Genomic DNA, 19818 nt, shown 5'->3' with positions numbered 1-19818 from the left:
GTCACTCATGTTGGCAAACAAGCCTTTTCCTCCGGAAAGGTTGCAGGCTAAAGCGCCGCCGCGCGCGGCGGCGCGCCTGCACGGGCTGTCCGATCGGGCGATCGCGTGGCTGTTCATCCTGCCGACCATCGTCCTGCTGCTTGCGATCAACATCTTTCCGTTGATCTGGGCATTGCGGCTATCGTTCACGAACTTCAAGTCGAACATGCCGAGCGTACCTGCGCGTTTTGTCGGCATCTCCAACTACACGGACATCCTTACCGACGAAGACATCTGGTACGCAATGCAGGTTACCGCGCGCTTTGTGTTCTGGTCGGTCGGACTCGAAGTATTGCTCGGGTTCGGGCTCGCGCTTCTGATCAACCGGCAGTTTCGCGGCCATAGTTTCTGGACGACGCTGATCCTGCTGCCGATGATGTTGTCGCCCGCCGTGGTCGGCAACTTCTGGACTTTCCTGCTGCAACCCCAGACGGGCCTGTTCAACGATATCGTCAGCTTCTTCACAGGCATTCCGCCCAACTCGTTTCAGATGATCGGCGACGTGCCGCTAGCTCCGTGGACCATCGTCATGGTCGATACATGGATGTGGACGCCCTACGTGATGCTGATCTGTCTTGCCGGACTGCGTTCGATTCCCGACTATATCTACGAAGCGGCCGAAGTGGACCGTGCTTCGCCGTGGCGCCAATTCTGGTCGATCACGCTGCCGATGACGCTGCCGTTCCTGATGCTGGCCATTCTGTTTCGCGGCATCGAGAACTTCAAGATGTTCGACATGGTGAATCTGCTGACGTCGGGCGGTCCGGGTTCCGTGACGGAAACCGTGTCGATCACACTCAAGCGCGCGGCGTTCGAGAAGTGGCAAACGGGCTATTCGTCTGCGCTGGCGATCATTCTGTTCGTCGTCGTGTTCGGTGCTGCGAATATCTATGTGAAGGCACTCAACCGGGTGAAACAGCGATGACAGACCTTGCCCTTCAACAATCGGTCGTAGCCGCCTCACCGCGCAGCAGGACGTTTGCGGCCATCGTCGTGGTCGCCTATGCACTCGTTGCCACGTTGCCCATCGTGTGGATTATCCTGACGAGCTTCAAGACACAGGAGGACGCGATTGCGTATCCGCCGGTCGTGATGTTTCAGCCATCGATGGAAGGCTACGTGAATCTTTTCACGATCCGTTCACGGCAGACGCCGGAGTTCATCGCGAGCCTGCCTCCGGCGCAGACATGGTATGACCGGGACGTCCGCAAGCGAAATATGGTGATTGCGGGGCCGTCGAAGGTCTTGCCGCGTTTCGTCAATTCGCTCGTGATCGGTTTCGGTTCGACGTTTCTCGCGGTGTTCCTTGGCACGCTTGCCGCGTATGCGTTCTCGCGTTTCAGGGTGCCGCTGGCCGACGATCTGCTGTTTTTCATTCTGTCGACACGGATGATGCCACCCATTGCCGTCGCGATTCCTGTCTATCTGATGTACCGCGCGCTTGGGCTGGCCGATAGCTACGTGGGCATGATCATGCTGTACACGGCCGTGAATGTGTCGCTGGCGGTGTGGTTGCTGAAGGGTTTCATCGACGAGATTCCGCGCGAATATGAAGAAGCCGCGCTCGTCGACGGTTACACCCGGCTGCAGGCTTTTATCAAGGTCGTGTTGCCGCAGGCGATCACGGGCATTGCCGCAACCGCGATTTTCTGTCTGATCTTCGCCTGGAACGAGTACGCGTTCGCATTGCTGCTCACAAGCGGCGATGCGCAGACGATGCCGCCGTTCATTCCGTTCATCATCGGCGAGGGCGGCCAGGACTGGCCAGCCGTCGCGGCCGCGACGACACTGTTCGTGCTGCCGATCCTGATCTTCACCGTCGTGCTGCGCAAGCATCTGTTGCGCGGCATCACTTTCGGAGCGGTGCGCAAATGAAAGTGCAAACAACCCTGCCGCGCCGGCGCTTTTTCCGCCGGCGCTACTGTGAAGGCGCGTCGACGGTGCTCATCGGATTGGGCATTGCGATGCTCGTTCAACCGTTCACTGTCGATCTCTATACGTGGTCATTTCCCGTGATTCTGGCGGGCGCGCTGGCTTTCGTCGTGACCAGTCACTTTCCGGACTGAGCCATGTCGACAATCGTACTTTCGAATCTTCACAAACGTTTCGGCGATTTTACGGCCGTGCGCGATACGAATCTGACGGTAAGCGCCGGCCGCTTCGTTGTGCTGCTCGGACCTTCCGGCTGCGGCAAGACGACGACATTGCGCATGATCGCCGGACTCGAGTTGCCGACGTCGGGGCAGATTCATATCGACGGAGAAGATGTCACGGCGCTGCGCGCGAGGCAGCGCGACATTGCGTTCGTGTTCCAGATGTTCGCGCTTTATCCGCACATGAGCGTGCGCAACAACATCGCATTTCCGCTGAAAAACGAGGGCATTTCGCGGCGGGAAATCGCAACGCGCGTCGAATCCGCCGCCCAGATGCTGCGCATCGAAAACATACTCGACCGCAAGACGGGCGGACTCTCGGGCGGCGACCGACAACGCGTCGCATTGGGGCGTGCGATCGTGCGGCATCCGAAGGCCTTCCTGATGGACGAGCCGCTGGGCACGCTCGATGCCGATTTCCGCGAGCTGATGTGTCTTGAGTTGCGCAAGCTGCATAACACGCTTAAAGCCACCACGATCTACGTCACGCACGATCAAAGTGAGGCGATGGCGATGGCCGACGACGTCGTAGTGATGAATCAGGGCGAAGTCCTTCAGTCCGCGTCGCCGCATGAGGTCTATCATTTTCCTGCCACCGTTTTTGTCGGCAATTTCATCGGCAGTCCGCCGATGAACTTTCTTGCTGTAGACGCCGGCGTCGAAGCGGGTGCGGAACGGGTGTCGCTCGGCGGTGCGCCGGTGGCGGTGCCACGCGTTGATGCCTCCGCCGCGAAAGCGCTGCTGGGCATCCGGCCCGAGCACGTCCTGATCGACCCGCGCGGTGCCTTGCGTGGCCGCGTGATTGCCGACGAGTATCTCGGCTCGCATCAGATCCTCGTCGTCGATACATCGCTTGGCATTGTGCGCGTGAGGGTCGGCAAGGACGAAGGGCGGGCCGCCGGGGAACAGGTCGGCCTGTCGTTTCGCAAGGAGCGCACGCTGCTGTACGACGCAGCGAGCGGCAAGATGCTCCCGGGCGCGGCGCGGCAGATGGCTGTCAATGGAAACGGCAATGGGGACGCTTATGTCTGAGATCCGCTTGCTCCACGTGACGAAACGCTTCGGCGATATCGTCGCGGTAGACGACGTATCGATCGACGTGAAGGAGGGCGAATTCGTCGTGTTGCTCGGGCCGAGCGGCGCAGGCAAGACGACGACGCTGCGCCTGATCGCCGGGCTCGAAAAGCCCGACGAAGGGGAAATCTTCATCGATGGCGAACCGGCGACGGATTCGCATCCGGCGGATCGCGACGTTGCGTTCATCTTTCAACAGTATTCGCTGTATCCCCATCTGAGCGTGTTCGACAATCTTGCTTTTCCATTGCGTTCGCCGCGGCGGCGCGTGAGCGAGGCGCAAGTCGCCGCGCGCGTGCAGGCGGTGGCCCACATGTTGCACATGGAGTCGAAGCTCGGCAACACGGCGACGCGCCTGTCGGGCGGCGAAATGCAGCGCGTTGCGATTGGGCGCGCGCTTGTGCGCGAGCCTAAAGTCTTCCTGATGGACGAGCCGCTGTCGTCGCTCGACGCAAAGCTGCGCGAGGAACTGCGGATCGAACTGAAGCGACTGCATCGCACGATCGGCGCGACGATCATCTACGTGACGCACGATCAGGTCGAAGCGACGACGCTCGCCGATCGCATCGGCATACTCGAGCATGGCCGCATTGTGCAGATGGGCGCGCCGCGCGAAGTGTATGGCAATCCGGCCTCCCTCAGCGCGGCTCGCCGCCTTGGCTCGCCGCCCATCAACTTGCTGCCTGCCGCGCTGTTCGATGCCGCCGCGATGCCGGCGGGTACGTCGACGGTCGCGATCCGTCCTGAAGACATCGTGCTGCACGCCACCGATGCGCGAGACGTGCTCAATCTTCGCGTGCTCGAATATTCCCCGCTTCGGCATCTGCTGATTCTGGACCGCGGTGGCACCGCAATTGTCGCCACGACAATGACCGAACGCAATTTTGCGCCTGGGCAAACGGTCGGCGTGTCGCTGCCGCCGCGCAGCCTTCTTTATTTCCGCTCCGATGGCAGGAGGATTCCGGCATGAACGGCAAAACGGTCATGGCGTGCATCGAGGCTGCGCATGCCACGCTGAAGGAACATACGGACGAGATCGCGGCGCTCGATCAGCAGATCGGCGACGGCGATCATATCTTCAACCTGTTGCGCGGCATCGATGCGCTGCTCGCGATGCGCGCCGAGATTGAGGCCGAAGCGTTCGCGTCCGCGCTGGACCTTGCAGCGTCGAAACTGCTGTCGACGGTCGGCGGCTCGTCCGGGCCGTTGTTCTTTTCGTTGCTGCACGGAATGGCGAAGGCCTCGGCCGCAAGTGCGCACGCGATGAGCCTCGCGGACGCGGCGCGGATTTTCGCCGCAGGTGTCGATGCCGTCGCTCAGCGCGGCAAGGCGGGCATCGGCAGCAAGACGATGATGGACGTGCTCATTCCCGTAGCGTCGCGTTTTGCGGAACTGGCTGACACCAACGCGGCGCCGGAAGCCGTGTTCGATGCGTTGCCGCAGGTCGCCCAAGCGAACATGCTCGCCACGCGCGACATGCTCGCGACGAAGGGGCGCGCGTCCTTTCTCGGGGAACGGTCGCGAGGTCACATCGATCCAGGCGCGCGCTCGAGCCAGTTGATGATCGAGGCGGTATGTGCGCGGCTCGCGCAAGACAGAGAGTGAAAGGAGCGTAGGCCATGAAGAAATTCATCAATCACGTCGACGACTTTTTGCCTGAGAGCCTCGCCGGATTTGCCGCCGCGCATAGCGATCTTGTCGTGCTGAATCAGGAACCGGTATTCGTGCGGCGCAAGACACTGAAGCCGGGCAAGGTTGCGCTGGTGTCGGGCGGCGGCTCGGGACACGAGCCTTTGCATAGTGGCTTTGTCGGCTACGGCATGCTCGATGCGGCGTGCCCTGGCCAGGTTTTCACGTCGCCAACGCCCGACCAGATGATGGCTGCCGCGAAGGCCGTCGATACGGGCGCGGGGACGCTCTTCATCGTGAAGAACTATTCCGGCGATCTGATGAACTTCGAGATGGCGTCGGAGATGTCGGAAGTGCCGAATGCAATGGTGTTGATCAACGACGACGTCGCCGTCGAAAACTCCAGTTACACGACGGGCCGACGCGGCGTGGCGGGTGCGGTGATCGTCGAGAAACTGGTGGGCAGCCTTGCCGAAAGCGGCGCGGACCTCGAACAATGCAAGGCGTTCGGCGACCGCATCAACAAGAATACGGCGTCGATGGGCGTTGCGTTCTCGAGTTGCACGGTGCCCGCAGCGGGCACATTGACGTTCAAGATCGGCGACGATGAAATCGAAGTCGGCGTCGGAATTCATGGCGAGCCGGGGCGGCGGCGCGCGCGCTTTGCCGCGGCCGACGCGATCGCGGGAGAACTGCTGACGGCGATCGTCGCCGATCTGAAACCACAGAGTGGCGCGGAATTGCTGGTCCTGATCAATGGGCTAGGTGGGACGCCGCTCGGCGAACTGTATCTGTTGTTCAATTCCACGCGCTTATGGCTGCAACAGCGCGACCTGAAGATCGCGCGCGTGCAGGTCGGTTCGCTGACGACCTCGCTGGAAATGGCCGGTGCGTCGATCACCTTGTGTGTGATGAACGACGATATGATGCGGCATTGGGATAGTCCGGTGCATACGCCGTCGCTGAGGTGGGGTGTATAGCGGGTATTGAACGCGGCGCCCTCGAAAAGACTCCGTGCACGGCATGAACGTTCTATTGCCGGAGCAAGCGCGTGGATTGCCGGCACGGCGTCCTGCCGACCGCATGCAGAACGATGCGATGGTTGCGCCGTCCTCTGCCGAACCCGCGGTCCTTGCAGTGGTTCCCGGCAATTTTGTCTTCAACGACCGGTACGGTTCGAGATTCGACGCTAGTCTCCGGGCTCCTCTGGCGACAGTCGCGGCGAGGCAGCCTCGCTGCGCCTGCAGACGTGACCAGGGCAACGGACTGCAGAAGTCGAGACCAGGCATGCCAGTCCGCGGAGGATGACGGCTATCCCTGCACGAAACCCGGCGTCGGGCCGTATCCCGCGAGCGGTGCGCGCGGTTGCCGACAATAGCGGTAATCTGCTGCGGGATTCGCCGGCGAAACGCCGTCGAAGCGGAGCGAGCAGGGCAGGCCGTGCGCTCTGTGGAAGTATGGGTACGATTATGGGTATGTAACGGTTCGTCGAGGTGGGAGTCAAACCTGGCGGCGCTTTCCGGAATGTCAGGGGAACGGCGAAGCCGCATCCTCGTGCAAACGAAGGGGCGGCCCCGCCAAAGGCCAGGCTTACTGACCCGGTTCTTTGATGGTCAGTGCGTTCTTGACCGAGGTCACGCCGGCAACGCCCTGAGCGACTTGAGTGGCCTTGTCGACCTGAGAGGAATCCGGAACGGTGCCTTCCAGCGTCACCGCGCCACCGCGAGCGCGAATCACAATGTTTTCCGCTTTGATGTCCTTCGCGTGGTCCAGCGCGGCACGCACCTTCTTCTCCAATGCGTGGTTGGCCTGCTTCGATGATTGCGAAGTGGCCGGCGCCGTGCTCGTTTCATTCCCCTGTGCCCATGCGCTGACCGAAACGGCGACGATCAATGCGCCGCCGATTAGTTTGATTGCCTGAATAGCCTTCATACACTTTCTCCTTTTTCAGCGTTGCGACGAATCCGAACAGTGGTCTCACAGGGACACAAACGGAACACAAGCGCCGCCTACGGGTTGGCGATGTGTTTCAATTTTATGTTGTCGCCGCTCAAACGCAGAGTGGGGTAAACGCAATTCTGGCGCTTACCGGCGCATCCATTGACAGATTCAACGGAAAAATTCCGCGACGAGTGTCTGAGCCTCGAGTGATTTTGCACTCTTGCCGAAGGAAAGGCCGTGACCGAACAGTGGCGGCGACACGAGGTCGTGCACCAACTTCGACCTCATCGCGATTGAGCAGTCCGAACTTCGCGAGAGAGAAATGAAAATGTAAGCTTTTGTTGGCGCTGTGCGAGCATCCGCGCGGAAAATCAGCCACACTTCCAAACAAGTCTCGTTGCGGGCCACTGGCTGTTTCAGTTGCTTGTTCAAATGCCGCAAGCAACGCTTCTGTGCATGCTGTTCGACTCGAATGGGGGAGACATGGCTTCCGGAAAATACCGTGGCGTTGGCAGAACAAGCCAATTGTATTCGTGCTTCTGCAACAAGGCGCTTGCCCAGTATGCGAATCGCCGCATCGGCGTCGACCTCGCGCGACGAGGATTTCTGATCGGCATGGGGGCGACCATGCTGAGTACCGTGCTGCCGGAACTCGTTCAGGCACAGAGCGCGAGTCCCGCCGCCGCTGCGCCGCAGCCCGTCACGTTTACAAATTTCCGGCTGTTCGACGGCAAGTCGGCCGCCCTGCGTGACGGAATGTATCTCGTCGTCGAAGCAGGCCGCATCTCGCAGCTGGGGCAAGGCCAGTCACCGGCGGCCGGCACGAGCCGAACAGTCGACTGCGGCGGCAAGGTGATCATGCCGGGGCTGATCGAGATGCATTGGCATGCCATGCTCGCCGCACTGCCGATTCAGACGATCCTGCAGGCCGACCTGGGTCTGGTCTATCTGGCCGCAAGTGCGGAAGCCCACCGTACGCTGCTACGCGGCTTCACGACGATACGCGATGTGGGCGGACCGACATTCGCACTGAAGCAGGCTATCGATGCGGGGATGATCCCTGGCCCACGCATTTACCCTTCCGGCGCGTTGATCACGACGACAGGCGGTCATGGCGATTTTCGCCCGCTCACGGCCATCCCTCGTACCACGGGCGAAGTCAGTGAGCAGGAGCGGACCGGTGCGAATGCAATCGCCGATTCGGCCGACGAAGTGCGGTTGCGCGTGCGCGAGCAATTCCTGCAGGGCGCAACGCAGATCAAGCTCGTGGGAGCCGGTGGCGTATCCACGCCGCGCAGTCCACTCGACATGCTGACCTTCACCGAGCCCCAACTGCGCGCAGCCGTCGAAACGGCAGGCGACTGGGGAACCTATGTGGCCGTCCATGCGTATACGCCGGAAGCCGTGAAGCGGGCCGTGGCGGCGGGCGCACAATGCATCGAACATGGCCACCTGATGGACGATCGTGCGGCCGAGATCATGGCGAAGAACGGAACATGGTTGAGTACACAACCATTCGTGAACGAAGACGACGTCGGGCCGCTAACGGGACCGGTCCTCGACAAGTTCCGGGAAGTCATCGTGGGCACCGATAACATGTACAAGCTCGCGCGCAAGCACGCGCTGAAGGTGGCGTTCGGGACCGACCTGATCTTTTCGCCGGCCGTGACGGCCCGCCAGGGTTTGATGATCGGCAATATGACGCGCTGGTACAACGGCGCCGAAATTTTGCGGATGGTGACGGGACGCAACGGGGAGCTGCTTGCGCTCTCCGGCGAGCGCAACCCCTATCCCGCCAAACTGGGTGTGCTGGAGCGGGGCGCGTGGGCCGATTTGCTGGTCGTCGACGGTAACCCGCTCGACAATGTCGCGCTGCTCGCCGATCCCGACAAGAACCTGAAACTGATCATGAAGGATGGGCGCATCTATAAGGATGCCATGCAGACCTAGAAACCTGGCATCCGATACCCTCGTGATTCAAGTTCTGCCGTAGCGCTTCGTCGCAATCCTTGCGCTCGGCCCATGAATTCGAGTAACCAGAAAGGTTTTCTACCCGGAAAGGCGCGGTACCGTCGGATTACGGATAAGCGAGCAAACGATGAAATTGCCTGCTTATTCCACGACCATCCGATCGACTTGCCACGCCTGTATCCCGAAAGCCCTGAAAGCGACGCCGCTCCTGAGACCGGCTTCCGTTATCGTATGAACTATCGCGCAGCAAGCGTAGCGGAGAACGCCTCGACGCGTTCAAGCCGCGATTTTTGTGATGTCCATAGGCGGTAGCGTACATAATTTCCCGTCCTTTTCTTATAGCCTTTGGGTTCGAACGCATGCTCGATGGAGCCGGTGCTTCCGGCACAAAAGCCCTTGCGACAATCGAGCGTGCGCCTTCCGACGGGCTTGCGGCGAGCAAAAGGCGACTTGTTCGCTGTACGACCAGCGCCTGGTAGCCAACAAAGACGGGAGTGAGGAAATGGAAAGCGCAATCCGGTATCAGGTTTTTGGCGTCTCCCGACCATCGGAGTCGAGGCTGTTTATCGATTATGTCGCCGGGAGCATCGAGCAACGCCGCGCGACCATTTTAGGTCTTATATCGCATGGAACAGACGCGGCGTTGAAGGGATGGTGCATGTTTGGACACCTTTCGGACTCCGACGTCTTTGAGATCGAGTCTCTTCCAGATCAGGCGTCTGCGGAAGACGCAGTGCAATTCTGGCGAGCCTACTTCGCATCTCTGGGCGAAGAAATCGTTTCTGCGAAGCACATAGGTGACGACGCCCGCTGACCCTAACGCGCCCGGCAGGCCGTCAGGATGCCGCGCAGCAGATCGACGGGGGGCGGCGGACATCCAGGGATTGCCACATCGACCGGCAGGATCGATGAAACGGGCCCACACACCGCATAGCTGCCGGAAAAAATGCCGCCCGTGCACGCGCATTCACCCGCCGCAACAACGAGCTTCGGGGCTGGCGTCGCGTCGTATGCTGCGAGCACGGCCGCCTTCATGTTCAGCGTCACCGGCCCGGTCACGAGCAGCAGGTCGGCATGCCGCGGGCTCGCGACGAACCTGATACCCAGACCTTCGATGTTGTAGTAAGGATTGTTCAGCGCGTGGATCTCCAGTTCGCAGCCGTTACAGGAGCCCGCATCAATTTGCCGGATGCACAGCGCGCGCCCGAGGAGATCGAGTATTTCGCGACGAACCTTTTGCTCCTCGTTTCGCCATGCATCTTCTGCTGTCGGCGCCGGTTCGTCCGAATGGCCGGTGCGCGCGAATTGCCGGATAAGCTGCCACATCAGAGATCGTGCCCCGCGTAATTCAGGTTGAACGACTTGTTGATCAGCGGGAAATCAGCAACGATGTTACCGATGATCGCGTGCTCGAGTGCCGGCCAGGCCTGCCACGACGGATCGCGGCAGTGGCAGCGCGAAACCGCATCGCCCGCGTCGACCTCGAGTGCCACGAACACGTCGCCGCGCCATCCTTCCACCCAGCCTGTCCCGCGCGAAGGTGCGGTTGCCGGCTGCATGTCGACCGCAAGCGGTCCGGCCGGAAGATTGACCATCAGCGCACGGATCAGGCGCAGGGACTCGTCTATTTCGGTGAAACGCACGGCAACGCGCGCGGCGACGTCGCCCCGCGAATCGCTTGCCGCCTTGACAGTCACTTCGTCGTAGGGAGCCGGCTGCAAGGCCGCGCGCACATCAAATGTGTGGCCGCTGGCGCGGGCCGCCATGCCGCGCACGCCGAAATGCCCGGCAACATCGGCAGTCAGGCGGCCCGCGCCGGCAAACCGGTCCTGCAATCCCGACTGGTCCTCGTAGATCTTGCGCATGACGTCGACTTCATGCTCGATATGGTCGCACTGCCTGACCAATGCCGTTACAGTCTCGGGGCGAACATCGACTGTCACGCCCCCCGGCACGATCCGGTCCATCAGATATCGATGCCCGAAGGCGTGGGCGTTCATGCGTATCCAGTCTTCCTTGAGTCGTGAGAACTGGGCGATTCCGAAGGCGAAACCCGCATCGTTGCCGAGCGCGCCAAGGTCGCCCAGATGATTGGCAACGCGCTCCCGTTCCAGCAGGAGGGCGCGTATGTACAGCGCGCGGTTCGATACTGCGACACCGCATGCCTGCTCGAGTGCCATGCAGTAGGCCCATGAAAATGCAACGGTCGAGTCGCCCGCAATCCGGCCTGCGACCCGATGGCCACCCGACGCCGGGGTTCGTTCGAACAGCCGCTCGACACCCCGATGCACATAGCCGAGACGCTCCTCGAGACGCAGCACCTTTTCTCCGACCACCGAGAACCGGAAATGCCCCGGCTCGATGATGCCGGCGTGGATCGGCCCGACCGCGATTTCGTGAACGCCGTCCCCCGCGACCTGCACGAAGGGATAATCCGCTTCCCTGGACTCAAATGCTTCGGTACCGGTGGCCTGTTTTTGCAACGGGAAATAATCGGCCGGCCAGTTGCCGTGATTGAGCCACGGGCGCGTGTCTGACGCGCCGCGGGCCTGCAAGCCGGTGAGATCGAAGATCGCGCGCTGCATGCGCGCCGCATACGGAAAAATGGCGGCAAGATCGGGGTAGCACCCGCCGGGATGCGGGCCACGCTGCGTCGCAAGACGCGCCCACAGTATCCCGTCTTCACATTCGTACGCGGCATTTGCCGAATCATTCCCTTCGAGCGCTTCGCTGCCCCACATCGCAATGAGCCGGCTGCTTTGCGAGCGCGCCATGTGTGCGATTTCGAGCCAGCGCGCTTCGTTGACGTCGGCGACGACAGCGGGAATCTGTCCAATGGCGTGGGACAGCCCGATTGCGCCTTCGATCTGTGCCGTGTCAAGTCGCATGCTTCAGCCCCCCAGCATCGTCGCGGCCTGGCGATACCACGTTGCCAGGTAAGGCGGTACATAAAGACCGAGCATCAGCCCGAGGCCCAGATGCACGAATACCGGCAGCAGCGCCGGGCGATGCTCGAGCGGTTTTGCCGTCGTCGTTCCACCGAACACCATTCGCTGCACGCGCGCGAAGATTGCCGCAAATGCGACAGCGAGCCCGAGCAGCAGCAAGGGCGCCGTCCAGGGTATCGTATTCATGGCGGTCGTCAGGATCAGGAACTCGCTTGCAAACACGCCGAACGGAGGCAGACCGAGAATCGCGAGCGCGCCGAGCATCATTCCCCAGCCGACTGTCGGGCTGACCTGCAACAGCCCGCGAATACCGTCGATCGCCTGGGTGCCTGCCTTCTGCGCCGCGTGGCCGACCGTAAAGAAGATCGCCGACTTGACCAGGGAATGGACTGTCATGTGGAGCAGCCCGGCGAACGTCGCGATCGGGCCGCCCAGTCCGAACGCGAAGGTCACCAGTCCCATGTGCTCGATCGAGGACCAGGAGAACAGCCGCTTGACGTCTTTCTGGCGGAACAGCGAGAACGCGGCAATCAGTACCGACACGAGCCCGAATCCGACCAGCAACTGTCCCGGCAGGCCATTGCCCAGTGCGCCGTCGGCGAGCACCTTGCAGCGCAGCACCGCGTACAGCGCGACGTTCAGCAGCAACCCCGAAAGCACTGCCGATATTGGTGTCGGGCCTTCGGCATGGGCGTCCGGCAACCAGCTATGCATAGGCACAAGACCGACTTTGGTGCCGTAGCCTACGAGCAGGAACACGAAGGCAATCGATACGATGCCGGGGTCAAGATGCGTCCTCGCGGCGGCCAGGCTCGTCCAGAGCAGCGCATCATCGCCGCTCAACTGCCGGCTCGCAGCGAGGTAAAGCAGGATCGTACCGAACAATGCCTGCGCGATGCCGACGCCGCACAGGATGAAGTACTTCCATGCGGCTTCGAGGCTCGCGGCTGTCCGGTAGACGCTGACGAGCAGCACGGTCGCGAGCGTGGCGGCTTCCATCGCGACCCACAGCACGCCGAGATTGTTGGTCAGCAGCGCAAGCAGCATCGCGAACATGAAGAGCTGGTACATGCTGTGATAGAGCCGCGTGCGCTTTGGCGTCATGCGGCCGCGCGCCTCTTCGACCTGCATGTATGGCCGCGAAAACAGCGACGTCGTCCAGCCGACGAACGCGGTCAGCGCGACGAGGTACACGTTGAGCGGGTCGACAAAAAATGTTCGTCCGAACGCAAACGACGGCCCTCGTTCGACGGTGCGCGCGGCGAGCACGAGTGTCGCCGCGAACGTCGCGAAGCTGAAGGCGACGTTCAGATGACGCGCGACATGGCTGGGTCGCGTGCCTGCCAGGCAGGCGGCGGCCACGAGCGGAATGCCGAGTACGGCGAGCACGACGTGGGCGTCACTCATCCTTGAGTTTCTCGATGTGATGGATGTCGAGGCTGTCGAACTGCTCCCGGATCTGGAACATGAACACGCCCAGAATCAGCAACCCAACCAGCACGTCCAGCCCGATGCCGAGTTCCACGATCATCGGCATGCCGTTGGTCGCGGCCGTTGCCGCGAAGAACAGCCCGTTCTCCATCGACAGGAAGCCGATCACCTGGGGAATCGCCTTCGCGCGCGTGATCATCGCCATGAACGACAGCAACACGCACGCGAGCGCGATCCCGAGTGTTCCGTGCGCAACCGAGGTCGCGAGCTGGCTGATTGGCGAGGCGACATTAAACGCAATGATCACCAGCACGATGCCGATGAGCATCGTCGTCGGAATGTTGATGAGCGGCTCGACATCGGTCTGGACGTCGAGCCTGCGCACGAGCCGGTACAGGATCCACGGAATCACGCCGACCTTCAGCACGAGCGTCAGTCCGGCGGACACGTACAGGTGCGCATCTCCCGTCACAAAACCGAGGATCAGGTTTGCCAGCACGAGCGCGACACCCTGCAGCGTATACAGGTGAATCAGCGAAAGAATGCGGCGCTGGCTCAGCATCGCGAACGACAACGCAAGCAGCACGGCCGCGAGGAAGTTGATGAATTGCGTTGCGTAACCGTGCATTCATGCCCCCAGCAGAATATGCACGAGCATGCCGATTACCGCAAGCAGGAAAGCGGTGGCGAGAAACTCCGGAACCCTGAAGATCCGCATCTTCGCGTTGGCGGTTTCGACTGCGGCAAGCGTCGCACCGCCCACCATCAGCTTGACGAAGAGCACGGGCAGCGCGAGCAGCAGCGCAAGCGGGTTGCCTGCGCCGGCGATGCCCCACGGTACGAACAGAGCCAGACCAATGCACGAGTACGCGAACAGCTTGAGGCTCGCCGCCCATTCCATCAGCGCGAGGTGCCGCCCTGAATATTCGAGGATCAGCGCCTCGTGGATCATCGTCAGCTCGAGGTGGGTGGCCGGATTGTCGACGGGCAGGCGCGCATTCTCGGCGAGTGATACCAGCGTGAACGCAATACCCGCGAAGGCCAGGCTCGGATAGATCGTGAGCTCGCCTCGACCGAGTGTCGCGACGATGCTCGTGAGCAGTGTCGACTGCGTGATCAGCGAAGTCGAGAACAGTACCATCAGCAGCGCTGGCTCTGCGAGGAACCCGATCAGCATCTCGCGGCGGGCGCCGAGCGTGCCGAACGCGGTGCCGATGTCCATCGCGGCGAGCGACAACGCGACCCGCGCGAGCGCGAACAGGCCGACGAGCGCGATCGCGTCTGCGGCGGGCGACAGCGGCAGTTCGGTCGACAGCGTCGGCACGATCGCGCACGCAAGCGTCATTGCCGCCCAGACGACGTAGGGTGCGCCACGGAACACCGGACTTGCAGTATGCGCGACGACCGACTCCTTGTTGAACAGCTTGTGGAGCATCCGGTACGGCTGCCAGATGGACGGCGCACGCCGGTTCTGCAGCCACGCGCGGCACTGGTTGATCCAGCCCGTGAGCAGGGGGGCGCCGGCAAGCGCCACAACGATCTCGAGGGCCTGCGAGATTACGCCGGACAGGCTCACCATCGTTTCACCAGCATCAGGAGCAGGATCAGTACCGCGAAGCTGTAGGTCAGGTACACGGCAATCTTGCCTGTCTGCAGCCGCCCGGCCCATTGCGCCAAGCGTAGCGTGAGCGCCGCGATACGGTCGTAGACAATGGACCACGTGCGGTCGGTGACCGACACGCGGTAGACCGGTTGTGCATCGAACGGCGACGGCAATTGCCGCTCGACGCGCAGCAGCGGCGCGAAGATCTCGCGGATCGGCTGCCCGAACCCTTCGGCTGTGTCCTGCATTCTTGCTGTCGTGAACGGAAAGCCGCAGCTCCAGGCCGCCACGCGCCGCATCCGGCCGTGATAGAAGCGCCGCACCAGGACCCAGGCGAGCGCGCAGCAGGCAACGAAAAAAAGCATGAACACGGCGGGCATGTAGCTTGCCCGCGCAGTCGACACCGGCGCGAACAGCAGCCAGCCGTGATGGTTGCCGGCGACGCCGCTCCCAACAAGCGCACGCGTGACCGGGTCCAGTACCTTGACGAACTGCACGGGCATCAGCCCGAGCAGCACGCCGGCCACGGCGAACCAGTAGAACGCGAGCCGCTCCCACGCATTCGCGTCGCGTGCGCGAGCCAGTTTCGCTTCCCTCGGCTGCCCGAGGAACACGATGCCAAAGAACTTGACCATGGTGTATCCGGCGAGCGCTGCCGACATCGCAACCAGCGCGGCCACGATCGGCACCGTCATGGCGAGGACGGAATTCGGCAAGCCCGGCGCGAACAGGAAACTCTGCAGCAGGAGCCACTCAGCGACGAAGCCGCTCAGTGGCGGCAAGCCGGCGCTGGCGGCGACGCCGGCAAGCACGGCCCACGCGGTCCACGGCATGAAGCGGATCAGGCCGCCCAGCTTTCCAAGATTGCGCTCCCCGGTGGCATGCAGTACCGCGCCCGTACCCAGGAACAGCAGACTCTTGAACGACGCATGCGCAGCGATCTGGTAGAGCATTGCAGTCAGCGCCAGAGCCGAGAGGTACGGCATGCCACATGCGCGAAACAGCACCGCGAGCCCGAGCGCAGTGATCATCAGGCCAATGTTGTCGATCGACGAATACGCGAGCAGGCGCTTCATGTCCACCTGGATCGTGCTGAACACCACGCCTGGCAGCGTCGTCCCCACGCCGAGCACGAGCAGCAGCACGCCCCACCACGCGATCTGCACGTGCAACAGGTCGAACACGGTGCGCAGCATGCCGTACAGGCCGACTTTCAGCACGAATCCGCTCAGGAGTGCCGACACGGGCGACGGCGCCGCCGGATGGGCATCAGGCAGCCAGACATGCAGCGGGAACACGCCCGCCTTGGCGCCGAACCCGGTCAGCGCAAGCAGGAAGGCGAGCGATGCCCAGAAGGCGTCGAGCGACTGCACGCGCATGTTGGCGAATGTGTAGTCTCCGGTGCGAGCCTGCAGAATGCCAAAGCACAGGAGCAGCGCGAGCGCACCGACGTGAGAAATCAGGAAATACTGGTAGGCGGCGCGACGGATCTCGCTGATGCGGTGGTTGGTCATCACGAGGAACGTTGCGGACAGCGTCAACGTTTCCCAGCCAACCATAAACACGTAGGCGTCGTCCGCGACCAGTACAAGCGCGATGCTTGCGACGCACACGTGATATTCAAAACAGATGAGCCCAGGCGCGGTTCCTTCGCCCTTGCGGAAATAGCCGGCGGAAAAGGCACCGATTCCCGCGCTGACGACGCCGAGCACGAAGAGGAAATAGCCCGATAGCCGGTCGAGGCGCAGATGGAAGGGAAGACCGGGCAGGCCCACCGGCAGCACCAGGGTGGACGGTTCGGCGAAGACACCGGCAAGACCGGCCGCAGCCAGCAGCAATCCAGCCAGCGCGCCCAGCGGAAACAGACCGTGTGCGACAAGCCGCGTGCGCTGCAGAACCCCAAGGCCCAGCGCGCCGACCGCGAGCCAGACAGCTACGACCAGCAGGACGAAATGCACGCCAGGCACGCTTGCCATCCGGAATGTCTCCAGTGCGCTCGGATTGGACGGGGGCATGGACCGAGCCCGGCACACCGGGTCGGTCTTGCGCATAATATTACATCGAAAGTTTAATGTGACTGGCAGGATATGATAATGACGTTATCATGCAAACCACATGAGGCAAGAGAAGTGGGGATTTCCAGTGGGAGGTTGACAGGCGCCGCCGGGTTCAGGAGCGTGGGTTACGTGTCGACCGCGCCGGTCGCCATGCCTGCGTGAATCGCTGGCGCTGCCATTGGATTTGAGGGCGGGTGTATTATAATTCGATTATCATACTTGCCATTTCCTGCTCCCAATGGAAACGAAAACCGCGCGCTTGACTATCCTGATTGATCCCGCCAAGAAGGAGGCATTGGAGAAGCTCTGTGCCGCGCAGGATCTGACGCCATCGCAGGTTGTCCGGCAGTTGATCCGTGAATATCTCGAACGTCATGGCGTGACCTACAAGACGAAGAGCGCGCTCGGAAAGCGGGTCGGGCGCAGTGCCGACTGAAGCTGACTGAGGCTGACTGCGCCTGCGGGCAAGATCAGGTGCCTTGCTCCCAATGCGCGTGACCGTTTTCGCGCCAGATTAACCGCTTCGGGTCGAGGCTCATACCGCTTTTCAGGCGTCTGGCAGTTGAGGGCAGCCTCAGGTCGTCCGCCCACGCATACGAGAAGGCGCGATCCAGCAGGACGCGCGAAGACGGCAGGCGGCCTCTGCCTTTCCAGGCGAAAGCGACGAAATTGCTGTCGTCCGCACATCGGACCACCGTGTACGAGGAACCGAACACGGCGTTCAGCCGTTCCACGTAAAGGTCCAGTGCCGGCTCGTCGTCGGTAAAGTTGATCGCAAGCACTCCCGTCTTCGTCAACCGTTCGCGGCACGCAGAGAAAAATGCAATATCCGTGCACTGGCGTGCGATCCCGTCCGGCGCGTAGGCGTCAACCAGGATGACGTCTGCTGCGACGCTCTCATTGCAGATGTAGTCTGCACCATCGGCGCACAGCACCCTGAAGCGTGCGTCGTCCGCAGGAATCCTGAACACATCGCGCAGGGCAATGACTTCGGGATCGATCTCGACCGCGGTGATCTCCACTTCAGGAAGGTGCCGATAGCAGTACTTTGCCAGTGAGCCCCCGCCTAGCCCGATCATGCAGATGTGCTGGGGAGCCGGCTGCAGCAGCAGGAATCCCATCATCGTGCGCGTATAGCCGAGCGCGAGCCTGTCCGGCGCACGAAGCGACATGCAACTCTGGGTGGCAAAGTGATCGAAGTGCAGGGACACCGCGTGCTGCGTTTCCAGCACAAATGGCCGCCCGTCATTTAATGGCGTAGAGAGGAACTCGACGAATGCGTCACAGGATGTCTGGTCACCGTCCATTCTCGATATATCCAGGTAGTCAAACGAGTGCGTGAAACGCTGCCGCGTTTCGCGTGGGTGCTGTGCTACAGGTCACGCCTTCTTCAGAAAACAGGCCTTGAGCATGAAGCTGCCGGCGTCCTGCGGAGGCGGCGTTCATTGCAGATGCCATTGAAACAGTGTCGGGTCAATCGGAAAAAATGGGGCATACCTCGCCGGGGGGGCGATCATCTGAAGATGTACATGGCATTATAATGTAAGACACATTAAATTACTTCCGTATTATAATGATGTTCGCCGCCCTTCAGCGAACTTGCGGGCGGATTCGCTGAGGATGTCGTCATGTTCGATCTGGATGGAGCGTTGCTGCTGCCCGACAGGCGCCTGGTGCGCCTGCGGGAAATAGCTGGGAGCCGGGGGCTGGTCCTGGTGGGAGTCGGGCGCGGCGGCGAACGGGGGTTCCAGATGATTCACCGGTTCCATGACGTCGGCGAGCAACTCGCGGCGACCGGTATCCACCTGGCCTTCGTCTATCCAAGGGAATCGGCCCGGCACGTGCTGGATGCAATCTCGGTCGCCAGCGCGCGGTTCCGGCGCCATCCGTGGCTCGTCCTGGACATGGACCACCGGTTTTTTGCGCAAGCGGTATGGCCCCGATCGCTCGAAGCGGTGTACCTGAACCTCGAAATGAAGCGACTCGCTGGCGCCAGCATCGACCTGCAGGACCCGATGTGGGAAGGCGAACTCAGGTCATTTCTCACGGATTGCCAGATCGATACTTCGTCCTGAATCCAGTGACCTGCCTGGGGTTTTGGAATCTCGTGGAAGCTGCCGTGTGCATCGAGATCGGTGCGAGCTCCGACTGGACACGACAGGGCGCGTCGAACTCCGCCTGATGGTGGGGCGCCTTGCAATCCGCAGCGACTACGAGTTAATTTTTTGGAGGTGCGATGATCGACAACGATACGCCAAATGAGCAAACCATTTCCACCTCTGCAATCTGGGCGCTGGAACGCCTCGCAGAAGTTCGCTACGGGAGAGACGCGCCGGCACTCGGCTGGTCGGTCACACGGGAATTGATCAGTGCCGGGTACGTTGGCTATCCATCCGGCGCGCGCTCCAATATTACGATTACGGCTTCCGGACGGGCATTCCTGAAAAGCCGGAAATAGCGGCAAACGTGCGACAGCTCGACGCCGAAGATATCGTAGAGGAAATCCCTTTTCGGCGAGCCGGTCGAGCCGAAGGGTTTCGTGCACTTCGGCTGTTGCATGCGACAGTCCCTTGAAGCGCCGGTGATCAGGACCTGTCCGATGCATTGCGATTCACCCGCACACCATTCTTATGCAAAGTTTGCATATATCCATGCCGACACAGCATTAGACGATTACGTCAGGCCCCTTCATCATCGCGTCTCCGCAGCAATTGCGGTTGCTTCTGCATCCCAGCAGTAAACAGGGCATTACAACAAGGACATGCGTTTGAGGGCCGGCCACCCGCGTGGAAAGGTCCGGTACGGTACATTGATGCCGTACTCCGGTATGGCTCGCTCGCGCTGTCCATAATTGGAGACAATGTGACGCAATCGATACAACGGAACATCGGCCCGTTCGCGCTGATGTTCACCGGCCTCGGGTCGATCATCGGTTCGGGCTGGCTGTTCGGCGCGTGGAAGGCGGCGAAAAT

General features: G+C 61.6%; 20 protein-coding genes. 12 read left to right on the top strand and 8 right to left on the bottom strand.

Annotated elements, in window-relative coordinates; all coding sequences use genetic code 11:
- Positions 1–7 precede the first annotated feature (7 nt).
- From C7411_RS34760 to dhaK, 7 genes are read left to right on the top strand one after another with little or no spacing between them, the layout of a single operon-like run.
- Positions 8–964, top strand: a complete 957-nt coding sequence (locus C7411_RS34760) for a carbohydrate ABC transporter permease (RefSeq protein ID WP_110388708.1) — start codon at positions 8–10, stop codon at positions 962–964.
- Positions 961–1914, top strand: a complete 954-nt coding sequence (locus C7411_RS34755) for a carbohydrate ABC transporter permease (protein ID WP_110388707.1) — start codon at positions 961–963, stop codon at positions 1912–1914. The genes C7411_RS34760 and C7411_RS34755 overlap by 4 nt, the downstream gene beginning before the upstream one ends.
- A complete protein-coding gene (locus C7411_RS34750) occupies positions 1911–2105 on the top strand; it encodes a hypothetical protein (protein ID WP_110388706.1) in 195 nt (64 codons plus the stop codon). The genes C7411_RS34755 and C7411_RS34750 overlap by 4 nt, the downstream gene beginning before the upstream one ends.
- 3 nt (positions 2106–2108) lie before the next feature.
- Positions 2109–3224: an ABC transporter ATP-binding protein gene (locus tag C7411_RS34745; protein WP_110388705.1), complete on the top strand. Its 1116-nt coding sequence runs from the start codon at positions 2109–2111 to the stop codon at positions 3222–3224.
- Positions 3217–4236, top strand: coding sequence for an ABC transporter ATP-binding protein (locus C7411_RS34740; RefSeq protein WP_110388704.1), 1020 nt, complete (start codon positions 3217–3219; stop codon positions 4234–4236). Before C7411_RS34745 ends, C7411_RS34740 begins: the two co-directional genes overlap by 8 nt.
- Positions 4233–4871 (top strand): dihydroxyacetone kinase subunit DhaL, encoded by a 639-nt coding sequence (dhaL, locus tag C7411_RS34735; RefSeq protein WP_110388703.1) that lies wholly within the window; start codon positions 4233–4235, stop codon positions 4869–4871. The genes C7411_RS34740 and dhaL overlap by 4 nt, the downstream gene beginning before the upstream one ends.
- 14 nt (positions 4872–4885) lie before the next feature.
- Complete coding sequence (gene dhaK, locus C7411_RS34730; protein WP_110388702.1) at positions 4886–5875, top strand: dihydroxyacetone kinase subunit DhaK; 990 nt, start codon at positions 4886–4888, stop codon at positions 5873–5875.
- 610 nt (positions 5876–6485) lie between these two features.
- Here dhaK and C7411_RS34725 read toward each other — a convergent pair.
- Positions 6486–6827, bottom strand: coding sequence for a BON domain-containing protein (locus tag C7411_RS34725; protein ID WP_110388701.1), 342 nt, complete (start codon positions 6825–6827; stop codon positions 6486–6488).
- Positions 6828–7319: 492 nt separating this feature from the next.
- On the opposite strand from C7411_RS34725, the gene C7411_RS34720 reads away from it, so the two are divergent.
- Both C7411_RS34720 and C7411_RS34715 read left to right on the top strand, forming a co-directional pair.
- Positions 7320–8786 carry a metal-dependent hydrolase family protein gene (locus C7411_RS34720; RefSeq protein WP_243413446.1) on the top strand — a complete coding sequence of 489 codons (1467 nt, stop codon included), beginning with the start codon at positions 7320–7322 and terminating at the stop codon, positions 8784–8786.
- A 523-nt stretch (positions 8787–9309) separates the two neighbouring features.
- Positions 9310–9621: a hypothetical protein gene (locus C7411_RS34715; RefSeq protein WP_110388700.1), complete on the top strand. Its 312-nt coding sequence runs from the start codon at positions 9310–9312 to the stop codon at positions 9619–9621.
- 2 nt (positions 9622–9623) lie between these two features.
- On the opposite strand, the gene C7411_RS34710 is transcribed toward C7411_RS34715, so the two are convergent.
- From C7411_RS34710 to hyfB, 6 genes are read right to left on the bottom strand one after another with little or no spacing between them, the layout of a single operon-like run.
- Positions 9624–10133 carry an NADH-quinone oxidoreductase subunit B family protein gene (locus C7411_RS34710; protein ID WP_110388699.1) on the bottom strand — a complete coding sequence of 170 codons (510 nt, stop codon included), beginning with the start codon at positions 10131–10133 and terminating at the stop codon, positions 9624–9626.
- A complete protein-coding gene (locus C7411_RS34705; RefSeq protein WP_110388698.1) occupies positions 10133–11695 on the bottom strand; it encodes a hydrogenase large subunit in 1563 nt (520 codons plus the stop codon). Before C7411_RS34705 ends, C7411_RS34710 begins: the two co-directional genes overlap by 1 nt.
- Before the next feature lie 3 nt (positions 11696–11698).
- Positions 11699–13162, bottom strand: a complete 1464-nt coding sequence (locus C7411_RS34700) for a hydrogenase 4 subunit F (RefSeq protein ID WP_110388697.1) — start codon at positions 13160–13162, stop codon at positions 11699–11701.
- The gene (locus C7411_RS34695; protein ID WP_110388696.1) at positions 13155–13814 is read right to left on the bottom strand and encodes a formate hydrogenlyase; all 660 of its coding nucleotides are present in this window, start codon (positions 13812–13814) and stop codon (positions 13155–13157) included. Before C7411_RS34695 ends, C7411_RS34700 begins: the two co-directional genes overlap by 8 nt.
- Positions 13815–14765, bottom strand: a complete 951-nt coding sequence (locus C7411_RS34690) for a respiratory chain complex I subunit 1 family protein (RefSeq protein ID WP_110388695.1) — start codon at positions 14763–14765, stop codon at positions 13815–13817.
- Complete coding sequence (gene hyfB / locus C7411_RS34685) at positions 14759–16765, bottom strand: hydrogenase 4 subunit B (RefSeq protein ID WP_110388694.1); 2007 nt, start codon at positions 16763–16765, stop codon at positions 14759–14761. Before hyfB ends, C7411_RS34690 begins: the two co-directional genes overlap by 7 nt.
- 319 nt (positions 16766–17084) lie before the next feature.
- On the opposite strand from hyfB, the gene C7411_RS34680 reads away from it, so the two are divergent.
- A complete protein-coding gene (locus C7411_RS34680; protein ID WP_042263483.1) occupies positions 17085–17282 on the top strand; it encodes a ribbon-helix-helix protein, CopG family in 198 nt (65 codons plus the stop codon).
- Positions 17283–17316: 34 nt separating this feature from the next.
- Here C7411_RS34680 and C7411_RS34675 read toward each other — a convergent pair whose 3' ends face one another.
- The gene (locus tag C7411_RS34675; RefSeq protein WP_110388693.1) at positions 17317–18153 is read right to left on the bottom strand and encodes a spermine/spermidine synthase domain-containing protein; all 837 of its coding nucleotides are present in this window, start codon (positions 18151–18153) and stop codon (positions 17317–17319) included.
- A gap of 321 nt (positions 18154–18474) precedes the next feature.
- Between C7411_RS34675 and C7411_RS34670 the strand changes: the two genes are divergently transcribed.
- Positions 18475–18921, top strand: a complete 447-nt coding sequence (locus tag C7411_RS34670; RefSeq protein ID WP_110388692.1) for a hypothetical protein — start codon at positions 18475–18477, stop codon at positions 18919–18921.
- Positions 18922–19082: 161 nt separating this feature from the next.
- Positions 19083–19304 (top strand): hypothetical protein, encoded by a 222-nt coding sequence (locus C7411_RS34665; RefSeq protein WP_110388691.1) that lies wholly within the window; start codon positions 19083–19085, stop codon positions 19302–19304.
- Positions 19305–19818 lie beyond the last annotated feature (514 nt).

Origin of the sequence: Paraburkholderia silvatlantica, assembly GCF_003096715.1 — a bacterium.
GTDB lineage: Bacteria > Pseudomonadota > Gammaproteobacteria > Burkholderiales > Burkholderiaceae > Paraburkholderia > Paraburkholderia silvatlantica.
Note: the sequence above shows the minus strand (reverse complement) of the source record. Positions and strands in the feature narration are given on the sequence as shown.